The sequence below is a fragment of the Streptomyces sp. H27-D2 genome, from assembly GCF_035828615.1.
Lineage (GTDB): Bacteria > Actinomycetota > Actinomycetes > Streptomycetales > Streptomycetaceae > Streptomyces.
Genome location: NZ_JAYMZR010000075.1, coordinates 1 through 17,221, shown reverse-complemented (window position 1 = coordinate 17,221; position 17,221 = coordinate 1). Strand labels below are relative to the sequence as shown.

Genomic DNA, 17,221 nt, shown 5'->3' with positions numbered 1-17,221 from the left:
GGCCATGCCATACAGCGGAACGGTGACGGTCGGCGGACCGGCTGACGTACACGAGTTGACCGACCTGATGATCTCGAAGGTCGCGGTCGGACCGATGAACAACAACGCCTACCTGCTGCGTTGCCGGGCGACCGGCGAACAGCTGCTGATCGACGCCGCGAGTGAGCCGCACACCCTGCTCACCCTGATCGGCGACAGCGGCATCGCCTCCGTCGTCACGACCCACCGGCACGGGGACCACTGGCAGGCGCTGCGCGAGGTCGTGGACGCGACCGGGGCCAGGACGTACGCGGGCCGGTACGACGCCGAAGGCATCCCGGTGCCGACCGACGTGCCCGTCGAGGACGGGGACACCATCCGCGTCGGACGGGTCGAGCTGACCGCCCGCCACCTGGTCGGCCACACGCCGGGCAGCATCGCGCTGGTCTACGACGACCCGCACGGCCACCCGCACCTGTTCACCGGGGACTGCCTCTTCCCCGGCGGCGTCGGCAACACCAAGGGCGACCCCGAAGCGTTCACCGAGCTGCTCGACGGCGTCGAGACCAGGCTCTTCGACCGGCTCGCCGACGAGACCTGGGTCTACCCGGGCCACGGCGCGGACACCACGCTCGGCGACGAGCGGCCGCACCTCGCGGAGTGGCGCAAGCGCGGCTGGTGACACCGCCGGGGCCTGCCCGGGCCCGTGGCGACGAGCCGTAGCGAGCGAACTGGACCACCGGGGCCGCCCTGTACCCACAGGCGGCCCCGACGTACGTACGGGGCTGGCCCCGACGCGTCAGCCCTTCAGCGTGCGCAGCGTGTCCTCGAAATCGGGCGCGTCGGCGGCCACGCGGTTGTGCGGCAGCTTCGAGAGCACCGCCGCCATGCCGCAGGTGTCGGACAGCGCCGAGAAGACCAGCCCGCCGCCGATCGCCGCGGAGAGCAGCCGGGCCTTGGGCGCGGAGCGGCCCAGCACGAAGCCGAGCACCACCAGCGAGCCGGCGGCCAGCCGGACCTGGCGCTCCATCGGCCAGAGCGCGCGGGCGCCGGCCGGACGGTCCAGCGGGTGCCCCCGTTCGGCCCAGGCCGAGGTTCCGCCGAGCAGCGAAGCGGCGGGGATGCCCACGTCCGCGAGCTGCTCCGCGGCGCTGCGCGAGCGCCCGCCCGAGGCGCAGACCACGGCGAGGTCGCCGCGGCCGGCCGCCGAGCGCAGCGCGGGCAGCGCCTGGGCGAGCCGGTCCAGCGGGATGTTGACGCCACCGGGGATGTGACCGGAGAGATACTCACCGGGGGTGCGCACGTCGATGACGGTGAGGTTCTCCAGCCGGGGGTGGAAGTCCTCGACGGTCAGCGGGGCGGGCGGGGTGGTCACAGGACCGGTCCTTTCGCAGCTCACAGCTAGGGGGTGATACGGAGCCAGCGGCTCCGCATCACCCCCATAGTGCTGGGTACGCGGGTCAGACGTCGATGCGGTCCTTGCCGTCCGTGCCGGTCGCGGCGGCGTCCGTGCCGGTCTCGACCTTCGTGGCCCGCTCGTCCCGCTCCGCCGCTCGCGCCTGCTTCCTGGAGGCGTAGAGGCTGGTGACCGTCGTGACGACGAGCACCGCGCAGATCACCCCGAGCGAGACCGGGATGCTGATCTCGGGCACGCTCACCCCGGATTCGTGCAGGGCGTGCAACACGAGTTTCACACCGATGAAACCGAGGATGACCGACAGCCCGTACGAGAGGTGGATCAGCTTCTTCAGCAGTCCGCCGATGAGGAAGTAGAGCTGCCGCAGACCCATCAGGGCGAAGGCGTTGGCGGTGAAGACGATGTACGGGTCCTGGGTGAGGCCGAAGATCGCCGGAATCGAGTCGAGCGCGAAGAGCACGTCCGTGGTGCCGATCGCCAGCATGACGATGAGCATCGGGGTGATCAGGCGCTTGCCGTTCTCCACGATGAAGAGCTTGGTGCCGTGGTATGTGTCCGTGGACGGGACGCGCTTCTCCACCATCTTGAGGAGTCGGTTCTCCTCGAACTCCTCGTCGTCCTCGTTGGCCCGCGCCTCCTGGATGAGCTTCCAGGCGGTCCAGATGAGGAACGCGCCGAAGATGTAGAAGACCCAGGCGAAGTTGGCGATGATCGCGGCGCCGGCGGCTATGAAGACCGCGCGCAGCACCAGAGCGATCAGAACGCCGACGAGCAGCACCCGCTGCTGGTAGATCTTCGGCACCGCGAACTTCGTCATGATCAGCACGAAGACGAAGAGGTTGTCGACGCTGAGCGACTTCTCGGTGATGTAGCCCGCGAAGAACTCGCCGGACGGTTTGCCGCCCGCGAAGAGCAGCAGGCCGAGCCCGAAGAGCGCGGCGAGGACGACCCAGACGACGGTCCAGGTCCCGGCCTCCTTGATGGAGACCTCGTGCGGTTTTCGGCCGCCGATGAAGAAGTCGGCGGCGATCAGGGCGCACAGACCGGCGATGGTCAGCACCCACATGGTCAAAGAAACATCCACTGCGCCTCCGGCAGATTGATGCGGCAACTGTCAGCGTCGTCGCTGCCGGAGGTCTCTTCCACCCGAGTCGCGGCACGGGCCGACGCCCCGGGATCTCACGATCCGTGTTGACGGGTACGTCGCAGCGGGAGTACTCCCCTCCGTGCAAAGAACAGTACAGGTAACACCAAGAAAAGGTAAAGGGATGGGTAATGAAAAGCCAAGGAGGCGTCCGTGGAGGTGTCCGCCACGCGGCCGTCATTCCGGGAAAAGCACAGCTCAGCGGCCGTACGCCTGCCGGGCCGCGGCGACCTGGCTCAGCACCTGCTGGAGCACCTGACTGCCGGCCGGGGCCAGCGACGGCTCGTACGTCCAGACGTGCCCGACCCAGGGGTCGGCCAGGTGGTCGTCCGGGACGGGGGTGATGCGCAGCAGCGCCCGCCACAGCGGGTCGAGCACCGGCCCGTACTCCTGTGCGTCCTCCCGGTCGGCCACCATCATCAGGTGGACGCCGACCGACGGGCCCTCGTCGGCGATGTAGCGCAGTCGGGTGACCGCGCGGTCGTCGAAGCCGTGCGGGAAGTCATTGACGATGAGCAGCTGTTCGGCGGTGTCGAGGTCGGGCGGCAGCGAGTCGGTGACGCCCGCGCGGCTCGCCATCTGCACCAGGTCGACGCGCTGGGTCAGCTGGGCGATCGTGGCGGACACTCCCCCGGCGCCGGGCGCGGGCGGCTCGCGGAGCGCGCCGGAGCGCAGCAGCGGGGCGAGCGAGGCCGCGGCGGAGCCCGCCGGGTCGATGACGTGCACGGTGAACTCGCCGACGGGGTAGACGGCGAGCAGCCGGGAGGCGTGCGCGACGGCGGTGTCCATCGCGAGCCTGCGCAGTTGGTCGGAGTCGACCATCATGGCGGAGGCGGAACCGCTGCGTCCGCTGTCGACCCACAGGCCGCGCTCCAGCGGCAGCCGCACCAGCATCGGGATGTGCAGGTCCGTGCGCTCCGGCAAGTGCAGGTCGCCCAGCCGCAGCGCCATCGGGATCTCCATCGGCACCTGGTAGCCCTGCCAGACGGGGTTGTCCCAGCGGGCGAAGGCGGGCGGCAGCGCGGGCTCGACGACCTCGGCCTCGGCGACGAGTTGCGCGAGGTCCCGGTCGAGCACCGCGCGGGCCCGGTCGACGAGTTCGGCGTGCTTGTCGCGGGCCGCCGCGCGGGCCCTGTCGCCGGCCTGGCCGAGGCGGTTGCGCGGGTCGGACAGCGCGCGGTCCAGCTCCTGCTCCATCCGGGAGTCCGCGAAGTCCACCGCGCTGCGGTAGGCGGCGGTGGTCCTGGCCAGGTCCTCGAACATGCCCCAGACCTGGTTGTAGAGCCGCTCTTCCATGGTCCAGCCGGTGGCGTCGCCCGCGATCGGCTGAGCCGGCTCACCCGGCCGGGGCTGCGGGGCGACCGGGGCCGGGGTCGGCGGCGCGACGGGCTGCCGGCCGGGGTGCTCGTAGTTGACGGGGCCGCCGGGCACCGGCAGCTGCGGGGCGGCCCCGGCGGCGGGCGGAACGGCGGGCTGCGGATCGGCCGCGCCGGGAGCACCGGGAGCACCGCCGGAGGCCGCGCCGGGGACGCGGTCGCCGCCCGCCGAGGCGGTGCGGAGCCGGCCCTCGTCGGCGGGACGGGGCGGGGGCGCGGCGACCGTGCGGGCCAAGCCCCGGGTGACCGCGTCATTGATCGAGGCGGCCAGCTCGCGGGCCTGCGGCAGCCCCTGGTCGGCGAGCATGTCGGCGAGCCCGCCCGCGTAGCCCTGCCCGATGGCGCGGACCTTCCAGGCGTCCTGCCTGCGGTACAGCTCCAGCGCGACGACCGCCGACTCGGCGTCGAGGTCGGTGATGGTGTAGCTGGCGACCTCGGAGCCGTCCAGGCCGGTGACGGCGACGAACGGCGCGGCCACCGCGCCGAAGCGCATCGGTCCGCCGACGCCGGTGGGCAGCGAGAGGAGCACGCTGACCCGGTGCACGCCGTCCGGGAGCGCGCCGAGGTCCACGGCCAGCCGGTGGTCGGCGGCGGCCTGTTGGGACACTTCGAGACCCGGCAGGTTCGGTGCGCCGGGGTGGGCGACCCGTTCGGGACCGCTCACCTTGCCTTGTTCGTCCCCCAGAGTGGCTCCGGCGATGATCGGCTTTCCCGCCGACACCCGGATCTCCAAACGGGTCTGGGGCAGTGGGTGGTTCTGCCCTCGGACCAGCTCGGCCGTCATCGCTGCGTCCCCTCGTACGTCGTGCTGTCCGGTACGGCCGGTCCCGGCGGTCGTCGCACCGCCGGGACCGGCCGCTCCCCGCTGGCTGGTACTGCTCAGGTCGTGCTCGGGTACTGCTCAGGCGCCGCTCGGGTACTGACTCCCGGGCCGCGACCGCCGGGTGCCGACCAGCGGACGCCGGTCCTGCCCGCGCCGGTCGCGGCCATGGCTCACAGGTGCGGCAGGATCGCCGGCATCAGGTCCTGGAAGGTACGGCCGTTGGCCGGGTTGCCGACCGCCGTCATCTGCCAGCCCGCGCCCACCCGGTGCACCTTGGCCATGATCTGCGCGGTGTACTGACCGCCGCCGGTGAGGGTGAAGCGCGCCAGCTCCTGGCCGTTGGTCTCGTCGACGATGCGGCAGAAGGCGTCCTGCACCTCGGCGAAGGTCTGGCCGGTGAAGGAGTTCACCGTGAACACGATCTGGTCGATGTGCACCGGGACCCGCTGCAGGTCGACGAGGATCGCCTCGTCGTCGCCGCCCTGGCCTCCCGCGCCGCCGACCAAGTTGTCGCCGGTGTGCCGGACGGAGCCGTCGTCGCTCACCAAGTGACGGAAGAACACCACGTCCACCGGCTGCTTGTCGGCGAACAGCACTGCCGACGCGTCGAGGTCGATCTCCTTCGTGCGGGTCCCGAACAGCCCGCGACGGGGAGCCGCCTGCCAACCGAGGCCCATCCGCACCGCGGTCAGGGTGCCCCCGTCGGACTTCTGCAGGCTGATGCCTTGGCCCTTGGACAAGTTGACCGTCACGTGCCGTCCCCTCTCAACCATTCCTACAGCCGCCAGTCTGGGCAGCTGCGGGAAACCCTACGCAGGGCCACCGACAGGTCGAACCCCCAGGCTCGCTTTGTGGCGTTCTTGCAACACAGCCTGGCGAAACAGCCTTGCGACACAGCGCGCGGCGGGAGCCCCCGGCGGCGGCGCGCCGGGGGCGTCAGCGCTGTCGCGGGGGCAGCGCTGTCGCGGGGTCAGGAGAGCCCGCCGACCTCCCGCATCTGACGGAGCTCCTTCTTGAGGTCGCCCACTTCGTCGCGCAGCCGCGCCGCCACCTCGAACTGCAGCTCCGCCGCCGAGGCGCGCATCCGCTCCGTCAGCTCGGCGATCAGTTCGGCGAGTTCCTCGGCGGGACGGTCCGTCGGCTTGCTCTTGGCGCCCTTGCCGCCCAGCGCGGGCACCGGGGCCTTGCTCTTGTCGCCCTGGCGGTAGCCGGAGCCCAGCAGCTCCTGGGTGTCGACCTCCTCGCGCGCGATGGTCGCGACGATGTCGCCGATCTTCTTGCGCAGCGGCTGCGGGTCGAGGCCGCGCTCCTTGTTGTACGCGACCTGCTTCTCCCGGCGGCGGTTGGTCTCCTCGATGGCCTTCTCCATCGCCGGGGTGATCCGGTCGGCGTACATGTGCACCTGGCCGGAGACGTTGCGCGCCGCGCGGCCGATGGTCTGGATCAGCGAGGTGCCGGACCGCAGGAAGCCCTCCTTGTCGGCGTCCAGGATCGCGACGAGGGAGACCTCCGGCAGGTCGAGGCCCTCACGGAGCAGGTTGATGCCCACCAGGACGTCGTACTCGCCCGCGCGCAGCTCGCGGAGCAGCTCGATGCGGCGCAGGGTGTCGACGTCGCTGTGCAGATAGCGGACCTGGATGCCGAGTTCGAGGAAGTAGTCGGTGAGATCCTCGGACATCTTCTTGGTGAGGGTGGTGACCAGCACGCGTTCGTTCTTCTCGACGCGCAGCCGGATCTCGTGCACCAGGTCGTCGATCTGGCCCTCGGTGGGCTTGACCACGACCTCCGGGTCGACCAGACCGGTGGGCCGGATGATCTGTTCCACGAAGCCCTCGCCGCGCGCGAGCTCGTACTTTCCGGGGGTCGCCGAGAGGTAGACCGTCTGGTCGATCCGCTTCTGGAACTCCTCCCACTTCAACGGCCGGTTGTCCATCGCGGAGGGCAGCCGGAAGCCGTGCTCGACCAGGGTCCGCTTACGGGCGGCGTCGCCCTCGTACATCGCGCCGATCTGCGGCACGGTCACATGCGACTCGTCGATGACCAGCAGGAAGTCTTCCGGGAAGTAGTCCATGAGGGTGTGCGGCGCGGAGCCCGGCGAGCGGTCGTCGAAGTGCCGGGAGTAGTTCTCGATGCCGGAGCAGGAGCCGATCTGGCGCATCATCTCCAGGTCGTAGGTGGTGCGCATGCGCAGCCGCTGGGCTTCCAGGTGCTTGCCCTGCTGCTCCATCCGGGCGAGGCTCTCCGCGAGCTCCGCCTCGATCCCGGCGATGGCCTTCTCCATCCGCTCCGGGCCGGTGACGTAGTGCGAGGCCGGAAAGATGTAGAGCGACTGGTCATCGGTGATGACCTCGCCGGTGAGCGGGTGGAGGGTGGACAGCGACTCGACCTCGTCGCCGAACATCTGGATCCGGACGGCCAGCTCCTCGTAGACCGGGAAGATCTCGATGGTGTCGCCGCGCACCCGGAAGGTGCCGCGGGTGAAGGCCACGTCGTTGCGGGTGTACTGGATGTCGACGAAGCGGCGCAGCAGCTGGTCGCGGTCGATCTCGTCGCCGATCTTGAGCTGCACCATGCGGTCCACGTACTCCTGGGGCGTGCCCAGGCCGTAGATGCAGGAGACGGACGCCACCACGATCACGTCGCGCCGGGTGAGCAGCGAGTTCGTCGCGGAGTGCCGCAGCCGCTCAACCTCCTCGTTGATGGAGGAGTCCTTCTCGATGTAGGTGTCCGACTGCGGAACGTACGCCTCTGGCTGGTAGTAGTCGTAGTACGAGACGAAGTACTCGACGGCGTTGTTGGGCAGCAGCTCGCGGAACTCGTTCGCGAGCTGGGCCGCGAGGGTCTTGTTCGGTGCCATGACCAAGGTCGGGCGCTGCAGCTTCTCGATCATCCACGCGGTGGTCGCGGACTTGCCGGTGCCGGTCGCGCCGAGCAGTACGACGTCCTTCTCACCAGCGTTGACACGCCGCTCCAGCTCGGCGATGGCCGTCGGCTGGTCACCGCTGGGCTGGTAGGGGCTGACGACTTCGAAAGGCGCCAGAGTGCGTTCGATCTTGGATACGGGCCGCATGGAACCACCGTACGACCCGCCACTGACAACAGCCCGCTTTCCGGCCCGTAACCTGTCTGCCGCCCGCTCCCGGAGGCCGTTTCCGAGGTCACGGGCCCGGTACGCGACTCCCGTACGACCACCGCGCCACCCCGGCGCGACTCCCCGGCGAGCGGGGCGCGAGCACCCGCGACTCCCGACGAGAGGCACCTCATGTACGAGTACAAGGTCATCCAGATCCGCGAGAAGCTGATCGGCGGAAAGATGTCGCCGGACAAGGTCGAGGACCTGCTGAACAAATACGCGGCGGACGGCTGGCAGGTCAAAGCCATAACGGCCGCTGATGTGAAGGGCCGCGTCGGTCCTGGCGGTGTCGAGGGTTTGCTGGTGACTTTCGAACGCCCGCGCCATTAGTTCGAACATTCGCATCAATGATGCGAGCGCTCAAGCCGGTTCGAGCGCTCGCATCGGCCGCACCGGGGCCAGGGTGTTCCGAATCCCAGAATTTACCCCTGCGACACATGACTCTTATCGTTCAATTTCTAGCCACCCCTCGCATATCTTCTTGTAGGACGCATCTGGGACTCTCTGCGCGTCCGCACCATTCAACGCGAGGGGTCCGTATGCACATCCACCCTGCCGCGGCCGTCACCGGCGCGCTTCTGGGTCTGTCCGCGCTCGTCCTCTCCGCTACCGCGGCGCAAGCCGCACCAGCTCGCGATCAGCCGGGCAATCCGGTCACCGTCAGCCACCGTGGTGCTTCCGCCTACGCCCCCGAGAACACGCTCGCGTCCATCGACAAGGCCGCCGCCCTGCGCATCGCCTGGGTGGAGAACGACGTCCAGCGCACCCAGGACGGCAAACTGGTGATCATGCACGACACCACGCTCAACCGCACCACGAACGTCGAGACGCTCTTCCCCAGCCGTGCCCCGTGGAAGATCTCCGACTTCACGCTCGCCGAGATCCAGAAGCTGGACGCGGGCAGCTGGTTCAACAGGAAGTTCGCCGGCGAGCGGGTGCCGACCCTGGGGCGCTACCTCAACCGGGTCGAGCACAATCACCAGAAGCTGCTGATGGAGGTCAAGGCGCCGGAGCTCTACCCGGACATCGAGAGGCAGACCCTCAACGAGCTGGACAACGCCGGCTGGCTCGACCGCGAACACCTCAAGAGCAGACTCATCCTGCAGAGCTTCAGCGCCGACTCGCTGAAAAATATCCACCGTCAGGAGGCCGATGTGAAGACCGGCTTCCTCGGCATGCCCGCGGTCGCCGACCTGCCCGCGTACGCGCGGTTCGCCGACCAGATCAACCCGAGCCACAAGACGGTCACCACCGCGTACATCGCCGCTGTGCACCGGCTCAAGGGGCCGCACGCCCGGCCGCTGGAGCTCTTCACCTGGACCGTGGACGACGGCCCGACGGCCGTCGCACTCGCCCGTATGGGAGCCGACGGCATCATCACCAATGCCCCCGACGTCGTGCGTAACGCTCTGGAGCAGAAGTCGTTCGGCCTGTTCATTCCCTCTTTCCCGTAACGCGGCTCTCTCCCGGCGCCGCGTTCTCACAGCACGGCGCTCCCACAGCACGGCGTACTCACAGCACGGCGCTCCCCCGGGCTCGGCACTCCCCCGGCCCTGCCGTCAGCGGCGATGGGACCAGGCGGGTGTGCCGAGTTCGTCCATCGCCGCGCCGGATTCGCGCCGGCGCTGCTCGCCCCGGCTCATCGGGTCGAACCCGACGATGAGCCCCACGAAGAGCATGAGCACCAGCGGCCCGATGAGCATCGGCGCGAGGATCTCGGTCGGCGACTGCCCGGTCGCGGACCCCGCGTGGGCGTGCGCGTGCACGCTCAGCGCCGCCATCCCCACGTAGTGCATGCCGCACACGGCGACCCCCATGATGAGGCTCGCGCCCAGGGCAGGGCCGACGCCCTTCACCGAGATCGCGAACCACAGCGCGGCGGTCGCGGCGACCACCGCGATGGCGACCGAGAGGGCCACGGTGACCGGGGCGTAGGTGAGGTGCCCCGGCATCCGCATGCCCGCCATGCCGAGGTAGTGCATGGCGGCCACGCCCAGCCCGGTGATGACGCCCGCGCCGATCAGCGCGGGGACCGTACGGCCCCGGTAGCCGACGATGAAGACGCCGATGCCGACGACCAGGATGGCGACGGCCAGACTCGCGAAGGTGATCCGGGCGTCATAGCCGATCCGCACGCCGTGGGCGGTGAAGCCCATCATGGCGATGAAGTGCATGGTCCAGATGCCCGAGCCGATGGCCACGGCGCCCAGCGTGAGCCAGCCCGCCCGGCGCGAACGGGCCAGCGGGAGCGCGCGGACGGTGCAACGCAACCCGAGCGCGCTACCGAGGACGGCCATCACGAAGGCCGCCACGGGGGTGACCAGGCCGTAGGTGAATCCGTCAGTAGGTACAGCTGTGCCGTGCACGCAGACTCCCGTTGCAGATCCGGCTTCAGGACAGCGCCGAAGGCCCGTCCCGCGTACGGCGTACGTACGTCGTACATACGACCCGCGTCCGGATGTCCGTGCGGCTGCGCCACGATATAGCGGGGGTCGTCCGCTGGGGGTGATGTTTCGCCAACGCGCTGTGCGCCAGGGCTGCGATCGGTACGAGCGGGCCGGTACGCATGGACCGGTACGAGCGGGCCGCTGTCAGTCAGTGGCAGAGCCACGACCACCGGAACCCGCTACGAGTATCAATGTCAGTGGCCGGTCGTAGGCTGACGACGTGACAGACACGGAGCAGACGCCGGCAGCGATGGCATGGGCGTGGACGACGCTGGACTCGCGCGTCGGCCCGCTGCTGCTGGCCGCGACCGACGAGGGGCTCGCCCTGGTCGTCTTCCACGCCGACGCCCGGACGGCCGCCAAGGCCGTGGACCGGATGACGCACCGCCTCGGCGGGGCCGCCACCCGCCTCGCGCCCTCGATACCCGAGCCCTCCTCGCCCCCCGCGGCCTCCTGCCACACCCACCTCGCCGCGGCCGCCGGCCAGCTGACCGCCTACTTCTCGGGCCGGCTGCGCGCCTTCGACGTCCCGCTGGACTGGTCCCTCACCAGCGGCTTCAACCGCGCAGTGCTGCGCGAGCTGGCCGCCCACGTCCCGTACGGCACGGTCGTCGGCTACCAGGACCTGGCGAACCGCGTCGGCGAGCCGGGGGCCGCGCGCGCCGTCGGCGCGGCCATGGGCAGCAATCCGCTGCCCGTCGTCGTCCCCTGCCACCGCGTGGTCGAGAGCGACGGCGGTCTCGGCGGCTTCGGCGGCGGCCTGGAGACCAAACGCTCGCTGCTCGCGCTGGAGGGCATACTCCCCGAGCCGCTGTTCTGACCCCACCGGCGCTGCGTTGGGCCGGCCCTCCCGTGGAGAGCCGGCCGGGAAGAGACAAGAAGATGACGGTCCAGATCGCCCTGCTGCGCGGCGTCAACGTCGGCGGCAACAACAAGGTCCCCATGACGCGGCTGCGTGAGCTGCTGACCGGCCTCGGCTTCACGGACGTGAAGACGTACCTGCAGAGCGGCAACGCCGTCTTCACCGCGCCGGACTCGTCTCCCGATGCCTCGGCGCGGGCCGTCGAGCGGAGCATCGCCGAGGATCTCGGCCTCACCGTCGCCGTCCTGGTCATCACCCGTGAGGAGCTGGCCGGGGTGATCGAGGCCAACCCCTACCCGGACGCGGTGGCCGAGCCGAAGCACCTCCATGTCACCTGTCCGCCGCCCCGGCCCCAGGTGTGCTCGAAGCCATCGACGCGTCCCGCTACGCCCCGGACCGGTTCAGCCTCGGCGAGCGCGCGATCTACCTCGCCACTCCGAACGGCATCGGCAGATCGAAGCTCGCCCAACTGCTCTGCGCACAACGCCTCAAAGTCACCGCCACCGCCCGCAACTGGCGGACCGTGACCCGGCTCCGCGACCTCGCCGACGGCTGATTCCGGCCCGCACCCGCGGGCTGCGCGACGGAGCCGGAGCCGTACGGGGCCCGCCCGGCGCTAGGGTGTGCGGGCCATGTCATATCTAGGGGTGCGCTGATGGCGTTGCGTGAGGACGATCCCGAGTCGGTGGGCGGGTACCGCATCGAGTCACGCATCGGCACGGGCGGCATGGGCGTCGTCTACCTCGGCAGATCGACGTCCGGGCGAGCGGTCGCGGTGAAGGTGGTCCACCTCCAGTACGCCGGTCACCCGGAGTTCCGGGCCCGCTTCCGCCAGGAGGTCGCCGCCGCCCGCCGGGTGAGCGGAGCGTTCACCGCCCCCGTCGTCGACGCGGACCCCGACGCGGAACGCCCCTGGATGGCCACCGCGTACGTGGCCGGGGACACCCTCGCCCAACGGGTCACCGAATCCGGCCCGCTGGCGTGGCCGCAGTTGCGCCGGCTGGGCGTCGAACTCGCCGAAGCGCTGCGGGAGATCCACCGGGCCGAGGTCGTGCACCGGGACCTCAAGCCGAGCAATGTGCTGCTGCTCGACCCCGGCGTCGGGGAACCGGGCGGGAACGGCGACGACGGGGCCGTACGGGTCATCGACTTCGGCATCTCGCGCGCCGCCCAGAGCGATGTGCGCACCCAGACCGGCCTGGTGATGGGCTCCCCGCCGTTCATGGCGCCGGAGCAGTTCAGCACCCCGCGCGAGGTCGGGCCGGCCGTCGACGTCTTCTCGCTCGGCGCGCTGCTGGTGTACGCGGCGACGGGACGCAGCCCGTTCGAGGCGGAGAACGCCTATCTGGCCGCGTACCAGACCGTCCACAACGCCCCCGTTCTCGGCGGCCTGCCAGGGCAGCTCCGTCCGCTCGTCCTGGCCTGCCTGGCGAAGGCCCCCGGCGACCGGCCGACGCCGCGCGAGGTGCTGGAGACCCTGGCCCGGCTCCCCGACGCGCTTCCCGCTGCGCCGCGCGGCACGGAGCGGCGAGCGGGAGCCGCCGCGACGCCGGTGGACGCCTGCGGCCCCGCCCCCTCCGCCGCAGCGCCCCCGCCGGCGTCCGCCCGTCGGCGCTGGGTCCGGCCGGTGGCCGCGAGCGCGGTCGCGCTGTCCCTGGCCACCGCCGTCTTCCTGGTGACCGGAACGTCGGACAGCGATTTCGGGGCCGCAGGCCCGAACGCGGGCTCGCGCTCCGCGCCCGAGGGCTGGAAGCCCTGGCACACAGCCTTCGCCAACAACCCGGTCGACGGGCCGAGCATGACCTCGTGCACCCCTGACGCGCAGGGCGTGTTCTGCTCCTCGGACCGCACGGCGCTGCTGCGGCTCGACTCGGCGACGGGCCGTACGTCCTGGAAGAAGCCGATGCGCCGCTCGAAGCAGAGCAACGGCATCTCGGTCACCTCGCCCGTGGTCGGGCGGGGCCTGGTGTACGGCTACAGCGCGGACGGCAGCCAGGGCGTCGACGCCTTCGGAGCCGCGGACGGCCGGCGACGCTGGCATTTCAAGGGCCCGGTGTCGGAGTTCAGCTACCTCAGCGGCGTCCTCCTGGTGCACGAGGGCGAGCTCGGCCCGACGGACACCGTGACCTACTCGGCGCTGAACCCCAAGACCGGCAAGCGGCTCTGGCGTCGCACGCTGACCACCAGTTCGCCGAGCCCCTTCTACGCCGGCCCCGACGGCACCCTCGTCGCCGACCTCCGCCACCGGCCCACCCGCGACGCCGCGGCGAAGCAGCGGGCCGAGAAGAGGAAGTCCACGAACGAGGCAGGCAAGCCCGGTGGCACGGGCGAGTCGCTGAGCGACCGCAAGACGGCATCTCAGATCGTGCGGCTCAACGCCCGGAGCGGCAGGATCGTCCACCGGATCGAAGCACCCAAGGGCGACCTCTGGCTGGCCGCGGTCCATGACGGCAACGCCTACTACGCCCGCTGGGAGAACGACTCCGGGGTATCCGCCGCCCTCTACATCCAGAACCTCACGAGCGGCCGGACCCGGCACATCGGCCTGCCCTGGGCCGTGGAGCCCGAGTCCCCGCCCCTGGTGGCCGGCGACACCATGTACTTCTTCGACTACGGCAACGAGACGATCCTCGCGCTGGACCTCAAGCGCGGAAGGCCGCGGTGGACCTCCGAGCGCGAGCTGAGGATCTTCGGCGAGCCGGCGGTCTTCGGGAACCGGCTGTACGTCGCCATGCCCGACACCAGCGTCCAGGTCCTCGACGCCGGCACCGGCAAGCGGCTGTGGCGCACCGAGGCATCCTTCGACACCAGGAACAAGTCCTTCGCGGACCTCTCCCCCACCGGCGTCGCGCCGCTCGTCGTCGGTGACGTGCTCTACGGCGTCACCGACCAGGGCGCGTTCTCGGTCAGCGCGGTGAGCCCCGACGGGCGCGAGGGTACGGCCGGCGAGGACGGCAACCGCGGTTCCACGCCCTCCCGCACCGCCCCTTGAGCCCCGAAACCACCGCCGTTGAATACCGGCGCCACCGGAACTACCGCTCCCCCACGCCGCTCCAGGCCGGATGCCGGGGATCATCGGCCCGTACCACGACGTCGGCGGCCGCTCCCGGCCCCACCTCGTCCTCGTAGCGCGCGAAGGCCGGCAGGGTCCACCGCTCACCCTCGTCCGTACGCCGGGCCAGCGCGGCCGGGGAGAGCCTTACGTGGACGGAGAGATCCAGCGGGAACCAGTGCCCCAGCAGCAGCGGCCCGTGCAGCAACAGGATTCCGCCGGGCGGCAGTTCGACGTATCCGCTGCGGGTCGCCCGGTCCGTGGCCGGATCCCACAGATCGGGCAGCACCCGCCCACTGCCGCCGGGCTCCAGCGGATCGAAGACCTCCCGCCACAGCGCGCCCCGGTCCAGCCACAGGTCGTAGTACGCGTCGGCGTCCTCGCGCCCGTACTCGTAGCGCAGCGAAGCCGCCCGCAGAAACCCGCCTGCCGCGATCACCCGCGCCGCCCGGCCGCGCACCCGCAGCGCGCCGGCCAGCCGCTCCGCCAGCTCACCCGGCCGCGCCGCCGGAGCGCCGTCGACAGCCACCCGCAGCCACTGACCATCGCCCGCCGCCTGCGACTCCGCGACATGACCGGCCAGCGCCTCGGTCAACCGCTCCCAAGAAATCGCTTCCAACCGCACATCCCCATCATCACCGGTGCCACCGGAAAACTTCTGTTCAGGGGGCAACCGGAGGTTTCCGCGCGGCCCGCGGCAATTCACCGGCAATGGGCCGAGAACCGGCTGCCACCAGTTTTGTCAGGCATATGCCGGAGTTGTGGGCAGCCGGATAGGCTTCCCGACACGCTTGTGGGTCACGCCCATTCCCGCTCGACAAAGCTCGACAAAGGCCGCGCGGCTCTGTGCCCCCGCGGCTCATGCACCATCCCCAGGGGGGGACTTCATGCACACACTGGTCAAAGGCGCCAACGTCGCATTAGCCGCACTCAGCGAGAATTCCGACTCCGTCGTCATCAGCCTGGGCTGGAGCAGCCCCGGCGGAGACGGCGACGCGGACGTCTCCGTACTGCTCCTCGACAAGAGCCAGAAAGTGCGCAGCAACGCGGACTTCTTCTTCTACAACAACCCCGCAGCCGCCGACGGCAGTGTGCAACTGCTCGGGCAGAGCCCCTCGGAGAGCGGCAGCGAAGACCGGATCCAGTGCGATCTGACCGCCATCCCCGCCGACGTCGAGCGCATCGTGATCGCCGCCAGCCGCCATCAGAGGGCGGAGTTCGGGCAGTTGGAGAATCTGCGGATCTCGCTGGCCGACCGGGTCGGCGAGGTGATCCTCGACTTCCCCATCCCCGGGGCCGGCCCGGAGAGCGCCTTCGTCTTCGGTGAGCTCTACCGGCGCAACGCGGAGTGGAAGTTCCGGGCCGTCGGGCAGGGCTACGACACCGGGCTGGCCGGTCTCGCGACGGACTTCGGCATCGGGATCGACGAGGACGACGAGCAGGACACGCAGGCCGAGCAGGCCCCGGCCGAGCTGCTCGCCGATCCCACCGATGCGCCCGGACCGGAAGCACCGCCCGAACCGGCCGCGGTGACGGCGGCCTCCGCCGTCGCCGCTCCCCCTGCCGTTTCCGACGGCCCCGCCCAGCCCTCGGCGCCGGCACGCCGGCTCCGTACGGCCAAGAAGAGAGTCACGGTCCCGAGGGAGCCCAAGCAGTCGCTCGCCGAGAACGACTCCTGGCGGCAATCGCGCCTCTTCCCCATCTCGTCCCTCAAGAGCGACCGCGAGCGCGAAGTCCGGGCGACGTCCATCCTGTTGTCCGTGATGTCGCACGTGCCGAAGCTCGGGCGCCGGCTGACCGCCGCTTTCGGCGCACCCGCCGGGCGGATGGAGACGTTCACCGAGGTCACGCTCCCTTACGGGGAGAGCCCCAAGCGCCCCGACGGCATCATCCGCATCGAGCGCGCGGGAAAGCTGTGGACAGCCCTGGTCGAGACCAAGACCAACGGGAACCCGCTCAAGAGCGACCAGATCCAGGACTACATGGACATCGCCGCCCGGCGCGGCTACGAGGCCGTCATCACGCTCTCCAACGACGTCGCGCTGGAAGGCAGCCCGCTCGTCGAAGTCAAGGTCGACGGCCGCCGTAAGCACCAGGTCGCGCTCTGGCACCTCTCCTGGGCCGAAGTGGCCCACCAGGCACAGATGCTGATCCGGCACGAAGGCGTCAGCCGCGAGGCCCACGCCTGGCTGATCCAGGAGCTGCTGCGCTACCTCCAGCACGAGAACTCCGGATGCCACGGCTTCCAGAACATGGGCCCGGCCTGGGTACCCGTACGCAACGGCATCGACCAGGAGACGCTGTGCCGGGGCGACCGGCGCGCCCTTCGGGTCGTCGAGAGCTGGGAGCGGCTCATCCGGCAGGTCTGCCTGCGTCTCGGCGGCGAACTCGGCGAGAAGGTCATGCCGGTGCAGCGCGGGAAGCGCGGTCTCGACGCCCTCGCCCGGCGCACGGCGCTGGCGGACCGACTCTGCGAGGACGGACGGCTGCACGCCGAGATCCGCATCGACGGCACGGTCGGCATCCTGGCCGTCACCGCCGACCTGCGCACCGGGCGGCTGCGCACGTCCATCGAGATCCCGGCCCCCGAGAAGGGCTACCCGCTCAACTGGGCGAAGCGGCTCGTACGGCAGCTCGGCGAAGCGCCCGCGGACCTGCACATCGAGACGCTCATGGAGGGTCCGGACTCCGGGCCGCGCGGCACGCTGGAGAAGCTGCGCCCCGAGCCGGGTGATCTGATTCCGAAGGGCTCCGGGCAGATCACCGGGTTCCGGCTGTCGCTCTCCAAGAGCATGGGCAGCACTCGCGGGAACGCCGAGTCCGGCTTCATCCGCAGCGTCGACGCCGCGGTGGACCGCTTCCACTCCTCCGTGGTCACCCAGCTGGAGCGCCGCCCCACCCGCCGGGCCGAACCGACCGCCGGCGGTTCGGCGGGCTGAGCGGCCACGCCGGCTCGGAGCGGCGGGCCGGCCGGCCGGGGCGCCGGGC

The 17,221-nt window shown here is 70.7% G+C and carries 14 protein-coding genes; 7 read left to right on the top strand and 7 right to left on the bottom strand.

Annotation, left to right across the window (positions count from 1 at the left end; all coding sequences use genetic code 11):
• Positions 1 to 4: 4 nt before the first annotated feature.
• On the top strand, positions 5 to 661 hold the full coding sequence (locus QMK28_RS25020; protein ID WP_326441796.1) for an MBL fold metallo-hydrolase: 657 nt from the start codon (positions 5 to 7) through the stop codon (positions 659 to 661).
• 117 nt (positions 662 to 778) lie between these two features.
• Here the strand turns inward: QMK28_RS25020 and QMK28_RS25015 are convergent, their stop codons facing one another.
• The 5 genes from QMK28_RS25015 to uvrB form a co-directional block, all read right to left on the bottom strand.
• Positions 779 to 1,354 (bottom strand): rhodanese-like domain-containing protein, encoded by a 576-nt coding sequence (locus QMK28_RS25015; protein WP_326441793.1) that lies wholly within the window; start codon positions 1,352 to 1,354, stop codon positions 779 to 781.
• A gap of 85 nt (positions 1,355 to 1,439) precedes the next feature.
• On the bottom strand, positions 1,440 to 2,480 hold the full coding sequence (locus tag QMK28_RS25010) for a TerC family protein (protein WP_326441791.1): 1,041 nt from the start codon (positions 2,478 to 2,480) through the stop codon (positions 1,440 to 1,442).
• A 258-nt stretch (positions 2,481 to 2,738) separates the two neighbouring features.
• A complete protein-coding gene (locus QMK28_RS25005) occupies positions 2,739 to 4,700 on the bottom strand; it encodes a TerD family protein (protein ID WP_326441788.1) in 1,962 nt (653 codons plus the stop codon).
• Between the two features lie 209 nt (positions 4,701 to 4,909).
• Positions 4,910 to 5,491, bottom strand: a complete 582-nt coding sequence (locus tag QMK28_RS25000) for a TerD family protein (RefSeq protein ID WP_326441786.1) — start codon at positions 5,489 to 5,491, stop codon at positions 4,910 to 4,912.
• Between the two features lie 218 nt (positions 5,492 to 5,709).
• Positions 5,710 to 7,809: an excinuclease ABC subunit UvrB gene (gene uvrB, locus QMK28_RS24995; protein ID WP_326441784.1), complete on the bottom strand. Its 2,100-nt coding sequence runs from the start codon at positions 7,807 to 7,809 to the stop codon at positions 5,710 to 5,712.
• Between the two features lie 192 nt (positions 7,810 to 8,001).
• Here uvrB and QMK28_RS24990 point away from each other — a divergent pair, with 192 nt between their 5' ends.
• Positions 8,002 to 8,202 carry a DUF4177 domain-containing protein gene (locus QMK28_RS24990; RefSeq protein WP_326441782.1) on the top strand — a complete coding sequence of 67 codons (201 nt, stop codon included), beginning with the start codon at positions 8,002 to 8,004 and terminating at the stop codon, positions 8,200 to 8,202.
• A 209-nt stretch (positions 8,203 to 8,411) separates the two neighbouring features.
• Positions 8,412 to 9,326 (top strand): glycerophosphodiester phosphodiesterase, encoded by a 915-nt coding sequence (locus tag QMK28_RS24985; RefSeq protein ID WP_326441780.1) that lies wholly within the window; start codon positions 8,412 to 8,414, stop codon positions 9,324 to 9,326.
• Between the two features lie 105 nt (positions 9,327 to 9,431).
• Here the strand turns inward: QMK28_RS24985 and QMK28_RS24980 are convergent, their stop codons facing one another.
• Complete coding sequence (locus QMK28_RS24980) at positions 9,432 to 10,238, bottom strand: MHYT domain-containing protein (protein ID WP_443050814.1); 807 nt, start codon at positions 10,236 to 10,238, stop codon at positions 9,432 to 9,434.
• Between the two features lie 331 nt (positions 10,239 to 10,569).
• On the opposite strand from QMK28_RS24980, the gene QMK28_RS24975 reads away from it, so the two are divergent.
• The 3 genes from QMK28_RS24975 to QMK28_RS24965 all read left to right on the top strand — a co-directional run bounded on the left by QMK28_RS24975 (position 10,570) and on the right by QMK28_RS24965 (position 14,173).
• Positions 10,570 to 11,139, top strand: coding sequence for a methylated-DNA--[protein]-cysteine S-methyltransferase (locus tag QMK28_RS24975; RefSeq protein WP_326441830.1), 570 nt, complete (start codon positions 10,570 to 10,572; stop codon positions 11,137 to 11,139).
• Between the two features lie 62 nt (positions 11,140 to 11,201).
• A complete protein-coding gene (locus QMK28_RS24970) occupies positions 11,202 to 11,708 on the top strand; it encodes a DUF1697 domain-containing protein (RefSeq protein WP_326441778.1) in 507 nt (168 codons plus the stop codon).
• A gap of 128 nt (positions 11,709 to 11,836) precedes the next feature.
• On the top strand, positions 11,837 to 14,173 hold the full coding sequence (locus tag QMK28_RS24965) for a serine/threonine-protein kinase (protein ID WP_326441776.1): 2,337 nt from the start codon (positions 11,837 to 11,839) through the stop codon (positions 14,171 to 14,173).
• Positions 14,174 to 14,213: 40 nt separating this feature from the next.
• On the opposite strand, the gene QMK28_RS24960 is transcribed toward QMK28_RS24965, so the two are convergent.
• The gene (locus QMK28_RS24960; RefSeq protein ID WP_326441774.1) at positions 14,214 to 14,858 is read right to left on the bottom strand and encodes a uridine kinase; all 645 of its coding nucleotides are present in this window, start codon (positions 14,856 to 14,858) and stop codon (positions 14,214 to 14,216) included.
• Between the two features lie 262 nt (positions 14,859 to 15,120).
• On the opposite strand from QMK28_RS24960, the gene QMK28_RS24955 reads away from it, so the two are divergent.
• Positions 15,121 to 17,172 (top strand): TerD family protein, encoded by a 2,052-nt coding sequence (locus QMK28_RS24955; protein WP_326441772.1) that lies wholly within the window; start codon positions 15,121 to 15,123, stop codon positions 17,170 to 17,172.
• Positions 17,173 to 17,221: the final 49 nt, after the last annotated feature.